Origin of the sequence: Flavobacterium nackdongense (genome assembly GCF_004355225.1) — a bacterium.
Classification (GTDB): domain Bacteria; phylum Bacteroidota; class Bacteroidia; order Flavobacteriales; family Flavobacteriaceae; genus Flavobacterium; species Flavobacterium nackdongense.
In genome coordinates this window covers 3,454,000-3,466,831 of record NZ_CP037933.1, presented here as the reverse complement: position 1 = coordinate 3,466,831, position 12,832 = coordinate 3,454,000, and the positions used below count along the sequence as shown (strand labels likewise).

13 protein-coding genes are annotated in these 12,832 nt (G+C 35.9%); 8 read left to right on the top strand and 5 right to left on the bottom strand.

The features are described 5' to 3' along the window. The first annotated feature begins 90 nt into the window (after nucleotides 1–90). The 3 genes from E1750_RS14910 to E1750_RS14900 all read left to right on the top strand — a co-directional run bounded on the left by E1750_RS14910 (nucleotide 91) and on the right by E1750_RS14900 (nucleotide 3,707). A complete protein-coding gene (locus tag E1750_RS14910) occupies nucleotides 91–633 on the top strand; it encodes a porin family protein (protein ID WP_133277535.1) in 543 nt (180 codons plus the stop codon). Nucleotides 634–706: 73 nt separating this feature from the next. Beyond that, the gene (gene aroQ / locus E1750_RS14905) at nucleotides 707–1,120 is read left to right on the top strand and encodes a type II 3-dehydroquinate dehydratase (protein WP_133277534.1); all 414 of its coding nucleotides are present in this window, start codon (nucleotides 707–709) and stop codon (nucleotides 1,118–1,120) included. 100 nt (nucleotides 1,121–1,220) lie between these two features. Then, complete coding sequence (locus E1750_RS14900; protein ID WP_133277533.1) at nucleotides 1,221–3,707, top strand: DUF5686 and carboxypeptidase regulatory-like domain-containing protein; 2,487 nt, start codon at nucleotides 1,221–1,223, stop codon at nucleotides 3,705–3,707. 14 nt (nucleotides 3,708–3,721) lie between these two features. Here E1750_RS14900 and E1750_RS14895 read toward each other — a convergent pair whose 3' ends face one another. The 4 genes from E1750_RS14895 to E1750_RS14880 all read right to left on the bottom strand — a co-directional run bounded on the left by E1750_RS14895 (nucleotide 3,722) and on the right by E1750_RS14880 (nucleotide 7,086). Beyond that, nucleotides 3,722–4,594, bottom strand: a complete 873-nt coding sequence (locus E1750_RS14895) for a cation diffusion facilitator family transporter (protein WP_133277532.1) — start codon at nucleotides 4,592–4,594, stop codon at nucleotides 3,722–3,724. Between the two features lie 70 nt (nucleotides 4,595–4,664). Continuing rightward, complete coding sequence (gene murA, locus E1750_RS14890) at nucleotides 4,665–5,975, bottom strand: UDP-N-acetylglucosamine 1-carboxyvinyltransferase (protein WP_133277531.1); 1,311 nt, start codon at nucleotides 5,973–5,975, stop codon at nucleotides 4,665–4,667. Nucleotides 5,976–6,061: 86 nt separating this feature from the next. Continuing rightward, nucleotides 6,062–6,787: a DUF4290 domain-containing protein gene (locus E1750_RS14885; RefSeq protein ID WP_133277530.1), complete on the bottom strand. Its 726-nt coding sequence runs from the start codon at nucleotides 6,785–6,787 to the stop codon at nucleotides 6,062–6,064. A gap of 2 nt (nucleotides 6,788–6,789) precedes the next feature. Beyond that, on the bottom strand, nucleotides 6,790–7,086 hold the full coding sequence (locus tag E1750_RS14880) for a DUF493 family protein (RefSeq protein WP_133277529.1): 297 nt from the start codon (nucleotides 7,084–7,086) through the stop codon (nucleotides 6,790–6,792). A 214-nt stretch (nucleotides 7,087–7,300) separates the two neighbouring features. Between E1750_RS14880 and E1750_RS14875 the strand changes: the two genes are divergently transcribed. From E1750_RS14875 to E1750_RS14855, 5 genes are all read left to right on the top strand, one after another. Next, nucleotides 7,301–7,834 (top strand): AAA family ATPase, encoded by a 534-nt coding sequence (locus E1750_RS14875; RefSeq protein ID WP_133277528.1) that lies wholly within the window; start codon nucleotides 7,301–7,303, stop codon nucleotides 7,832–7,834. Nucleotides 7,835–7,916: 82 nt separating this feature from the next. After that, complete coding sequence (locus E1750_RS14870; protein WP_133277527.1) at nucleotides 7,917–9,809, top strand: RecQ family ATP-dependent DNA helicase; 1,893 nt, start codon at nucleotides 7,917–7,919, stop codon at nucleotides 9,807–9,809. A gap of 46 nt (nucleotides 9,810–9,855) precedes the next feature. Beyond that, entirely contained in the window at nucleotides 9,856–10,803 is a 948-nt protein-coding gene (fmt, locus tag E1750_RS14865) for a methionyl-tRNA formyltransferase (protein ID WP_133277526.1), read from the top strand. Between the two features lie 182 nt (nucleotides 10,804–10,985). Beyond that, nucleotides 10,986–11,258 (top strand): HU family DNA-binding protein, encoded by a 273-nt coding sequence (locus tag E1750_RS14860; RefSeq protein ID WP_103804167.1) that lies wholly within the window; start codon nucleotides 10,986–10,988, stop codon nucleotides 11,256–11,258. Between the two features lie 117 nt (nucleotides 11,259–11,375). Further along, a complete protein-coding gene (locus E1750_RS14855; RefSeq protein WP_133277525.1) occupies nucleotides 11,376–11,936 on the top strand; it encodes a YqgE/AlgH family protein in 561 nt (186 codons plus the stop codon). Here the strand turns inward: E1750_RS14855 and E1750_RS14850 are convergent, their stop codons facing one another. Then, the gene (locus tag E1750_RS14850) at nucleotides 11,937–12,773 is read right to left on the bottom strand and encodes an aminotransferase class IV (protein WP_133277524.1); all 837 of its coding nucleotides are present in this window, start codon (nucleotides 12,771–12,773) and stop codon (nucleotides 11,937–11,939) included. Between the last annotated feature and the right edge of the window lie 59 nt (nucleotides 12,774–12,832).

The window sequence follows — 12,832 nt, the reverse complement described above, 5'->3', positions numbered from 1 at the left end:
AAAAACGATACTATTATGCCGACCTAAGACAATAAAAGGAGTCTAAAAGAGTTTTTAGAATAGTCCACTACATCTTTAAAAACCATAATTATGAAAAAACAATTTTTCCTTTCGGCTTTGCTAGCCCTTGCAGCCTTCAGTAGCCAAGCTCAATTACTAAAAATTGGCGTGAAAGCAGGATTAAATTACGCTAACTTTTCGGGAACAAGCATCCAAACAGATGCTATCACAAGCTATCACGCCGGTCTAGTCTCTGAAATCAAGCTACTTGAAAAATTTGCCATTCAACCTGAGTTGTTGTACAGTACGCAAGGGGCTACCTATAAAACAATCGCAGGCGATATCGAAAACGAATTGGGTTATATCGCTATGCCAGTTATGGCAAAAATCTATTTCAGCAAAGCCTTTAGTTTAGAATTGGGACCGCAAGCTTCATTTTTATTGAGCGAAAAAAACAAACTTGATGTGTCCAATTCGAATACTTTTGATTTTGCTATTGATGCAGGCTTAAGCTTTAAAATCACAAAAAGTCTATTCGTACAAGGCAGATACGTATTAGGTTTGACAGAGATTTCTCCTAATGCCGAATCCAAAAACTCCGTGCTACAGCTATCGGCAGGGATACTATTTTAAGAAAATTAAATCATTAGTGAATCAAAACCGTTTTTATTGAAACGGTTTTTTTATTTTTACAAAAACATTATCAATGAAAATTGCCATCGTCAACGGACCCAACCTCAACTTATTAGGAAAACGCGAACCAGAAATATATGGCTCACAAACCTTTGAAGACTATCTTGCCATCCTAAAAACTAAATTTCCACAAATAGAATTTTCTTATTTTCAAAGCAATATCGAAGGCGAATTGATTGGCAAAATTCAGGAATTCGGATTTTCGTACGATGGAATTATTCTTAATGCCGGAGCCTACACCCACACCTCCATTGGCATTGGCGATGCTATAAAAAGCATTACAACTCCCGTAATCGAAGTGCATATTTCGAACACTTTTTCTCGCGAGAGTTTTCGCCATCAGTCCTATATTTCTGGCAATGCCAAAGGTGTTATCCTTGGTTTTGGCATGAAAAGCTACGAACTAGCAATACTGTCTTTACTATAGATTGTCATCAAATAAAATATTCCCAGATTCAAGATATTATAACAAAATTTTAGGAATCTAATTTGTTCCTACTTGTATATTTGTAAGAAAAAATTACTTGATGAAAAATTTTTACTTGCTACTCGCTTTTCTGGTTTCATTATTTTCCTATTCACAAATTAGAGGCACCATTACTGATAGCAATGGAACTCCACTTTCGCTTGTTACTGTTTTAGAAGCGAATACCTATAACGGTACCTCCTCGAACGACAAAGGCAATTACGAACTAAACCTCAAAAAAACCGGGAAACACACCATTGTTTATCAATATTTGGGATACAAAACCCAAAAAATCACCCTGACAATAGACCAATTCCCGTTCGTGCAAAACATCCAATTGGTTGAAGAAAATCTTTCGCTGTCGGAAGTAGTCATAAACACCAAAGACAATCCTGCGAATGCCGTTATTAGAAATGCTATTAAAAGTAAAAAAGAGAACTCGGAGAAAACAGCCCGTTTCAAAGCCGATTTTTATTCCCGTGGCATTTTTAAAGTGAAAGATTTGCCTAAAAAAATATTAGGCCAAAAAGTTGGTGATTTAGACGGCGCTGTCGATTCAACAGGAACTGGTATCATTTATTTATCGGAAACGGTTTCGAAAATAATTTTTGAAAAACCTGACAATTTAAAAGAAAGAATCATCGCTTCAAAAATAAGCGGCGACAATAAAGGCTTCAGCTATAATACGGCCCGAGCTACTATTTATGATTTTTACGACAATACTTTAGATTTCAATAGCAAAATGATTTCCCCGATTGCCGACAATGCTTTCAGCTATTATAAATACAAATTAGAAGGCACTTTTCAAGACGAGAACAATTTGATGATCAACAAAATAAAAGTCATTGCCAAACGAGATGCCGAACCTATTTTTGAAGGCTACATTTATATTGTAGAAGATTCTTGGGCTATTTACGCCGTAGATTTAGACATCAAAGGCTACAGAATGCATCAAGAATTTGTCGATGTGATGAAGTTGAAACAAAATTTCAGCTTTAACAAAAACAATAAAATTTGGGCCAAGAACACCCAAAGCCTTGAGTTTTCCGCTGGTATTTTTGGCATAAAATTCAACGGAAAATTTTCCTACGTTTACAGTAATTATGAATTCGAAAAATCGTTTGCCAAAAAAACGTTTACCAACGAAATTGTAAGTTTCGAAAACAATTCGAATAAAAAGGACAGTCTTTTTTGGAATCAAATCAGGACTATTCCGTTGACTATCGAAGAGAACACGGATTACATCAAAAAAGACAGTGTACGTGCAGTGCGAACCTCAAAAAAATATTTAGATTCGATTGACAAAAAAGAAAACAAATTCAAATTTTACAGTCCAATCACAGGGTATAATTGGAAAAACAGCAGTAAGAAAATTTCTTTTGGCTATGATGGCGTATTGAATTTGTCGTCCTTAAATTTCAACACCGTTCAGGGTTGGAATTTAGACTCTGGATTTTCATTCAGGAATTGGGCCGCAGAAGAAGAAAAAGGAAAAACTACGTCAATCACCACCAAATTTAATTATGGATTTTCTGACGATAGACTGCGTGTCACTGCCAATTATTACCATCGCTTCAACCATCAAAATTACGCAACACTGACTGTTTTTGGCGGAACCAAAGTAAATCAATTCAATCCTGAAGAGCCCATTTCAAAATTCATTAATACGGTTAGCTCCCTATTTTTTGTAGACAATTATATGAAATTATACAATAAAGAATTTGCTGGCGCAACCTATGGACAAGATGTTGGCAATAATTTTTACTTGAGAGGAACTTTGGAATACCAGCAACGAAAACCGCTATTTAATACCACAACCCAAACATTTATAAAAAGTGACGATGTTTACAGTTCTAATAATCCCTTGCTGCCGGAAGATAATTTGACTCCTGCGATAGAAAAACATCATCTTACGAAAGCGTCGGTATTAGCGAGAATCAATTTCGGAAACAAATACATTTCGAGACCTGACGGAAAAATTAATATTCGAAACAATGACTATCCGACACTCTATTTCGGATATGAAAACGCTTTTGCATCGAATGAAAAAAAATACGAATACCAATTGCTTACGGGACAAATCAGATATGATTTTAAGGCCGGAAACAAAGGGACTTTAGGAATAAATCTGAAAGCGGGCACCTTTATCAACGGAGACAACATCTCTTTTGTAGATTACAAACATTTCAACGGAAACCGAACTCACGTAGGCACGAGCGACCGCTATTTGAACGTTTTCAATCTGATGCCGTACTATTCGAACAGCACCAATAAGGAGTTTTTTGAAGCACATTTAGAACACAACGACAATGGCTACATTATGAATAAAATACCCTTATTGAACAAATTAAACGCTACTTTGGTTTTAGGTTTTCATGCGCTCGCCACTCCTGACATAAAACCATATTCCGAATTTACAGTGGGTTTGGATAACCTAGGATTTGGAAAATTGAAAGTATTTCGTTTGGATTATGTGCATTCCTATCAAAACGGAATTCAGGAAAATGGTGTTGTTTTTGGATTGAAAATCTTGAATGTTTTGGAGTAGGATAAAGACTTTTATTAAGAATACGAAGGTTCAATATGGATCAAAACGTGTCCTAATTCTGGAATTTCTGCACGTAAAGTATCTTTTAACAAATGCGATATATCGTGACCTTCTCTCACTGTGATATTGGCATTGACAATAGCGTGTAAATCGACGTGGTATTTCATTCCAGCTTTTCGAATAAAACATTTTTCGGTGCTTTCGACACCTTGTACTTGCAGTGAAACTTTTCGTATTTCGACCACCAAATCATCATACAAATGTTCGTCCATGATTTCTCCTAAGGCAGGTCTGAAAATTTTATAACTGTTATAAAAAATAAATCCCGATGCAAAAAGCGCTGCTAAATCATCGGCTGATTCATAGCCTTTTCCTAAAAAAAGTGCAATTGAAATTCCTGTAAAAGCGGCAACCGAAGTGATGGCATCACTACGATGATGCCAAGCATCCGCTTTCAAAGAGGAACTATTCGCTTCTTTGCTTCGTTTCATTACCAATCGAAATGAATATTCTTTCCACAAAATAATAGTCCCAAGAATTATCAGCGTCCAAGAAGCAGGCAATTCGTGGGGAGTATTAATATTGCCAATGCTTTCATAGGCTATGATTGTTGCTGAAGTAATCAAAAATCCAACCACCAAGAAAGTCACCAAAGGTTCTGCACGACCGTGTCCATAGGGATGATTATCATCAGCCGGTTTGTTCGAATATTTAATCCCAAACAAAACCAACAAGGACGAAAAAATATCCGTCGTCGACTCGATTGCATCTGCGGTCAAAGCATAGGAATTGCCAAAAAACCCAGCCAATCCTTTAATTAAAGCTAGTAATGCATTGCTTGCTATACTAAAATAAGTGGCTTTTATTGCAGTTTGTTCTTTGGTCATTTTGTCTCTTATAAAGCCTCAAAGTTTTTTTCAAACCTTTGAGGTTCAGTTTTTTTTATTGAAATAGAAATTATGCCCTTACGATTTTAGCACCGATGGCTCTCAATCGCTCGTCTATTCGTTCGTAACCTCTATCGATTTGTTCAATATTTTGAATGGTACTCGTTCCTTTGGCAGAAAGTGCAGCTATCAATAAGGAAATTCCCGCACGAATATCGGGTGAAGACATTGTTGTTGCTTTGAGCTGCGATTTGAAATCATGACCGATTACTACCGCTCTGTGTGGGTCACACAAGATGATTTTGGCTCCCATATCTATCAATTTATCCACAAAAAACAAACGGCTTTCGAACATTTTCTGGTGAATAAGGACATCCCCTTTGCATTGGGTTGCCACAACCAAAACGATACTCAATAAATCGGGCGTGAATCCTGGCCAAGGCGCATCGGAAACGGTCAGAATAGAACCATCGATATCGGTTTTTACTTGATAACCATCTTTATGAGCAGGAATGTAAATATCGTCGCCTCTTTTTTCTAAAGTAATACCCAATTTTCTAAAAACATTTGGAATCAGACCGAGGTTTTCCCAACTTACATCTTTAATGGTAATTTCGCTTCTGGTCATTGCAGCAAGTCCTATCCAGCTTCCAATTTCAATCATATCAGGAAGGATTCCGTGCACACAACCTCCAAGTTTTTCTACTCCTTCAATTGTCAATAAATTCGAACCGATGCCGGACACTTTAGCACCCATTGCATTCATCATTTTGCACAATTGTTGCAAATAAGGTTCGCAAGCAGCATTGTAAATGGTCGTTGTTCCTTTGGCTAAAACAGCAGCCATCACAATATTGGCAGTTCCAGTAACCGATGCTTCATCAAGTAACATATCGGCACCCACCAATCCATCAGGTGCCTCCACTCCATAAAAATGGTCTTCACGATTGTAACGAAATTTCGCCCCAAGATTGATAAATCCTTCAAAATGGGTATCTAATCTTCTGCGACCAATTTTATCTCCACCGGGTTTAGGAATATATCCCTTGCCGAATCGAGCCAAAAGCGGACCAACAATCATAATCGAACCTCTCAGGGAGCCTCCTTCTTTTTTGAAAGCTTCTGTTTCAAGATATTTCACATTGACTTCATCGGCCTTGAAGGTATAAGAACCCGGTCCGTTTTTTTGGATTTTCACCCCTAAATTCCCCAATAGGGTAATTAATTTATTGATATCGATAATGTCTGGAATATTATTGATAGTTACCTTTTCGTCGGTCAATAATATGGCACACAATATTTGCAAAGCTTCATTTTTAGCTCCTTGTGGAGTGATTTCGCCCTTAAGAGCAACACCACCTTCTATTTTGAATATTCCCATTTTTTTTAAGTTAGAAGTTAGAAGTTAGAAGTTAGAAGTTAGAAGTTGCCGACTGACAAAATCATAACTCATAACAAACAACAGTTTTACAACGATTTTCTATTTTGATTTTTATGGCCTGAATTAGATTTTCCCGCCTTACTATTTTTGTTGCTTTGAATTTTTGGTTGACCTGCCGGGCTAATTTTATTGGAAACTCTTTTGTTGGTTCGCAACAAATCGGTGGTTGTCAAAAGTTCTTCTGTACTTTGCAGCAAGTCTAATTTTCCTCCAGACAATTCATATAAATGTTCAAAAATTACGTCATCTTTCACGGTATCCTTATTCCAACTCAAATAGGACTTTTTCATATGATTGGCAATCACTTTCACCAATGCACTTTTCATTTCGCCCTCTTCCCATTTATTAGCCACATCAATCATATACTTGATATTGTTGCCGTAAAATCGGTATTTTGGGAAATTTTGTGGATACTGCAAAACATCAGGTTTCAATTGCAAAACCTCACGAGTAGGAACAGGATAGGGCGATTCGACATCCAATTTGAAGTCGGACATTATAAAAATCTGATCCCATAATTTGTGTTGAAAATCAGGGACATCACGTAAATGAGGATTCAAACTTCCCATTACTTGAATAATGTATTTGGCCGCTTTATTTCGTTCTTCACGATCTTCGATAAGAGTAGCTTGATCAATTAATTTTTGCAAATGACGACCGTATTCTGGAATGATTAAATGGGGTCGCTCGCCGTTGTATTCCAAATTAAAAACAATATCGTTTGCCACTTCTTTTATATATTTTGCACTCATAATTATAGGGAAATAATGCCTTCAATAGTCGAAAGCTCTATGTATTTATCAATTACTTCTTGAGAATCTTTCATCATCACATCAACTGAAACGCTTGTGAATTTTCCTGTTTTAGACTTTGTGGTTTTTATAACCGCTCCCAAGCAATCGAAAGCATCTTGGACTCGACGAATAGTTTCTGTATCTGTAGGTACAATGAATTTAAACAAATACAAAGAGGGCCAAGCGGTGCTCAAATCCAATTCCTTTTTCAATCTTTCATAAAACTCTCGGGTTTCCTTTTCTTTTTCTGTATCCATTCTAAACTAAAATAAAAGCAAATATACAGTTTTGATTTTAGATTGCAGATTTTAGTCCCGAAATTTCGGGAGCAGATTTTAGATTGAAACGTTCAGAAAATCAATTTTTGAAATCCGAAGGCAATTTTTTTAAATTGAAAAGAAAAGCTAATGACTAAAATAATCTTTCAAAAACCGAATAACTTTAGGTAAATTTGCGACTTATTTGAATCAAGTGAGCAAAGAAATCATAGTCATTGTAGGCGGACCAGGCACTGGCAAAAGTACTATCATCGATGGATTGGTAGCCAAAGGTTTTTGTTGTTATCCTGAAATTTCAAGGCAAGTCACTTTAGAAGCAAAAAAACAAGGCATCGAACAATTGTTCCTTGAAAACCCTTTGCTTTTCAGCGAATTATTGTTAGAAGGCAGAAAAAAGCAGTTTCTTAGTGCTTTGGAAGAAAAGCAGACAATTGTTTTTATCGACCGCGGAATTCCTGATGTGCTAGCCTATATGCACTATATTGGTGACAGCTATCCTGCTCATTTTGACTTGGCTTGCCGGGAAAATGTATACACAAAAATATTTATTCTTCCGCCTTGGGAAGAAATATATGTGAGTGATGAAGCGCGCTATGAAAATTTTGAACAAGCCAAACTCATTCACAACCACCTAGTTGAAACCTACGAAAGTTACGGCTACGAACTCATAGAAGTACCTAAAGATACGCTTGATAACAGAATTTTATTTATCTTAGACCAAATTTAGTAAATTGTTTAAAGTTTAAGGTTTAAGGTTATTAAACTTTATTTCGAACTCAAACTTTAAACTTTAAACTTTAAACTCAAAGATGCAAGAAGCATTAGCAATCCTTCAAAAATATTGGAAGCACGACGCTTTTAGGTGGCCACAAGACGAAATTATCCAATCGGTTTTGGATGGTAAAGACACTTTTGGACTGATGCCGACTGGGGGAGGAAAATCAATCTGTTTTCAGGTTCCCGCGCTGATGAAAGACGGAATATGTTTGGTTATTTCGCCATTGGTTGCCTTAATGAAAGACCAAGTACAGCGTTTGCAAAAATTAGGAATTAAAGCCATTGCTTTAACTGGCGGAATCCAATCAGACGAAATCATTACGCTTTTAGACAATTGTGAATTTGGCAATTATAAATTCTTGTATTTATCGCCCGAACGCTTGCAATCCGACTGGATATTAGAACGCATCAAAAACTTACCTATCAATCTGATTGCCATCGATGAGGCACATTGTGTGTCGCAATGGGGTCACGATTTTCGACCGGCTTATTTGAAAATTAACAACCTTAAAACTCACTTTCCCAAAGTTCCCTTTCTAGCCCTTACCGCTTCGGCAACTAAAACAGTACTTGACGATGTCATTCTGCAATTAGGTCTTGATAAACCAGCGATTTTCACCAAATCATTTGTCCGAAAAAACATTGCTTATATGGTTTTTGAGGTAGAAGATAAACTGTATCGGATGGAGCAAATCTTGAAAAAAAATCCACAACCTTCTATACTATATGTGCGAAATAGAAAATCCTGTTCCGACACCGCTTCGCAATTGCAATCTCTCGGATTCAAAGCTACTTTTTACCACGGTGGATTATCCATAAAGGAGAAGGAGAAAAATATGAACCTTTGGATGAACGAAGAAGCTCAGATTATGGTTGCCACCAACGCTTTTGGAATGGGAATTGACAAATCGAACGTAAAAACAGTCATTCACATTCATCTTCCGGACAGCATCGAGAGTTATTACCAAGAAGCAGGTCGTGCTGGCAGAAACGAAGAAAAGGCTTTTGCTATTCTACTGAGCAGCAAGACGGATAAAATTCAAGCGCAAAGTCAGTTCATCAATGTGCTGCCAGATAAAACCATTCTTACTCAGATTTACATCAAATTGTGTACGTATTTCCGAATTGCATATGGCGAGGGCATCAACGAACAATTTTCGTTTAATTTGAATCATTTTTGTCAAAAATATGGATTTCCAAGCCTGAAAACTTTCAATGCAATTCAGTTTTTAGACCGCCAAGGTATTTTGAGTTTGTCTCAGGAATATTCTGAAAAAATTACGATGCAATTTTGTATCGAATCCAAGGAAGTCATTCGCTATATGAGTTTGAATCCTACTGAAGAACCTGTTATTTTAGCGCTGCTTCGAACCTATCCCGGCATATACGAATCACAAACGGCTATCAATTTATCCTTAATGGCCAAAAAATCGATTTGCGACGAAACCCTCATCTTGTCCATTTTAGAAAAATTAAAAAATCTGGAAATCATTGAGTACCATAAAAAAAACAATGACGCTACGATTATTTTCAACGAAGTTCGTGAAGATGAGAGGACCATCAATCGAGTTTCAAAATACTTAGAAACCCAAAACAAACAAAAAATAGCACAGTTCGAATCGGTTTTGAATTACATCAATGAGAAGAAAATTTGCAAAAGCAAATTGATTCTGGATTATTTTGGGGAAAAAGCAGAGACAGATTGTGGTATTTGTTCGTATTGCATTTCAAAAAAGCGAAAACCCACCAGCAATCCCTCTGTTTCCGAAAAAATCCTTGCTTTATTGAATATTCAAAACTTAAATTCGAGAGAAATCCAAAAATTGACCAAAATTAATGAAGACGATATTATCTTTGCCTTGCAAAATTTATTAGAAAACAATACAATCGAGATAAAGCCAAACAATAAATATTCACTTAAATAATGAGGAGTTTGCTTTGCTTCATTCATCGCAACTCTACGAAAAGTAAATGGAAAAATTAAGAATCGTATTTATGGGAACACCTGAATTTGCCGTTGGCATTTTAGAAACCATAATCAAACACAATTATAATGTAGTAGGAGTAATTACAGCGGCCGACAAACCCGCAGGTCGAGGTCAGAAGCTGAAATTTTCGGCAGTAAAAGAATATGCTTTGACCAACAATCTCAATTTGTTGCAACCGACCAACCTGAAAGACCCAAACTTTTTATCCGAATTAGAAGCATTGCAAGCCAATTTACAAATCGTCGTTGCTTTCAGAATGCTTCCAGAAGTAGTTTGGAAAATGCCAAAATTAGGCACATTCAATCTTCATGCTTCCTTGCTTCCTAATTATCGGGGAGCCGCCCCAATCAATTGGGCTATTATAAACGGCGATACAAAAACGGGAGTAACTACCTTCTTTATTGATGATAAAATAGATACGGGAGCTATGATTCTTAGTGCCGAAACCGAAATTGATCCAGCGGAAAATGCCGGACAACTGCACGATCGTTTAATGCTTTTGGGTAGCGACACTGTTTTAGACACCTTGGTTATAATCGAAAAAGGAACCGTGAGCACCACAATCCAAGAAGAAAATCAAGAAATAAAAACCGCATACAAACTAAATAAAGACAATTGCAAAATCGATTGGTCGAAATCGACTACTGAAATCTACAATTTGATACGGGGATTGAGTCCCTATCCTTCAGCTTGGTGTTTTTTTCAGGATAAAAATGAGGAGTGGAATGTGAAAATTCACGAAGCAAAAATGATTTTGGAAAATCACAATTATGCAGCGGGAAGTTTAATTTGCAGCAAAAAAGAAATGAAAATTGCGGTTAATGATGGGTATATCCAGCCAATTAGCCTTCAATTTCCAGGCAAAAAGAAGATGAATGTAGCTGAATTGCTGAACGGAATGACATTTTCAGAAGGCGCAATGGTAGTTTAGACCAACAAAAACGGGTGTTTTCGGCCGGTTTTAGAGGAATTTACATTGGTTTATGAACAAAAAAAATAAGTTATCAACAAAATAAGCTAAAAATAATCAAAACACTTGTAAGGGAAGTAATTCCTACTAATTTTGTTACTATTAACAAAGTTTTTTTAACCAACATTTAATAACTTAAAATTATGAACAAATCAGAATTAATCGACGCTATCGCTGCTGATGCAGGAATTACAAAAGCTGCTGCTAAACTAGCTTTAGAATCTTTTTTAGGAAACGTAGGTAGTACTTTGAAAAAAGGTGGAAGAGTATCTTTAGTAGGTTTCGGATCTTGGTCAGTTTCTTCAAGAGCTGCAAGAGATGGTAGAAATCCTCAAACAGGAAAAACAATAAAAATTGCTGCTAAAAATGTAGTGAAATTTAAAGCTGGAGCTGAATTAGAAGGCGCTGTAAACTAATTTAAGTTTTCAAAAATAATATTAAAACCTTCCTCTGGAAGGTTTTTTTTTGCCTTTTATCGAAATTATTTGGTTTCTTAAGTCAATTTATCTTAAATTTAATTAAAAATAAGACCTATGATTTCAGAAAAATTAAAAAAAGGGAAATTACTTATTGCAGAACCTTCCATTATTGGAGATTTGTCATTCAATAGGTCAGTAATATTATTAGCAGATCACGATAAAAAAGGATCGGTGGGTTTTATTATCAACAAACCCTTAAAATATACCATAAACGATTTGATTCCTGACATCAAAGCCAATTTAAAAATATACAATGGCGGACCAGTGGAGCAAGACAACCTCTATTTTATTCACAATGTTCCTGATTTAATCCCCAACAGCATCGAAATTTCGAATGGAATTTACTGGGGTGGAGAATACGAAAAAACCAAAGAACTCATCAATGCGGGCAAAATAGACAAGAATAATATTCGTTTTTTTCTGGGATATACAGGCTGGGACGAAGACCAATTGGAAACCGAAATGGCTGAAAGTTCGTGGATTATTGCTCAAAACAATTACCAAAATAAAATCATTGGAAAATCCTCTAGTCAATTTTGGAAAAAACAAATCATGGAATTAGGAGGCGACTATTTGATTTGGATTAACGCTCCTGAAAATCCAAACTACAACTAATTATAGCTCATATTTTTCATTTATTTTTCGCAAAATCTTCTTCGAAAATTCTATCGAAAACTTCTTTTTACGGTATTTCGAAATGGGTTGGATACCCTTAACTACATTTGTAAGAAACAATTCGTCTGCTTTTTGTAGATCGAATGGTGATATGACGGCTTCGATTACTTCTAAATTTTCAATTGTTTTTGCCAAATTCAAAATCTGTTTGCGCATAACTCCATTCAAACAACCCTCCGAAATTGGCGGTGTTATCAGCCTATTTTCTTTCAACATAAATAAATTTCCTTGAAGGGCTTCGACAACATTTTTACTATCATTCAATAGCAAACAATTATCCAGATCATTTTCGCTGGCATAAATACTAGCGGTAACATTCAGTATTTTATTTGTCGTTTTCAAGGAAGAAAGCAACTGTTTTGGAACGTAAAAATCGGTAAATAAATCGACAACATATTCGGAATCATCTATAAAATATGCTTTATTTTCTAATTTTTCGGCTTGGACCAAAAATGAAACGGTGTTATCTGAAGGCAAATAATATCCGCCATCATTACGGTAAACAGTAATTCTTGCACGAGAAGAATCCTGAATCTTATTGACTTTTACCAAGTCAACGACCTGTTCTTCGAAATATTCCATTGTAAAATTCATTGGAATCTCCATCCGAACAATTCGCATTGCAGACATCAATCTAAAATAATGATCTTCTAGAAAAAGAATCTTTGAATTAACTATTTTAACTGTTTCAAAAACAGCATCTCCATATAAAAATGCACGATTATTTTTCATTACTGTAGTGTCCTTCGACACAATTGCACCATTTAAATTTATCATATTGTTCCAAAAAAAAAGTCCCGCTTCAAACGGGACAAATATAAGGCATAAAAAAGAGA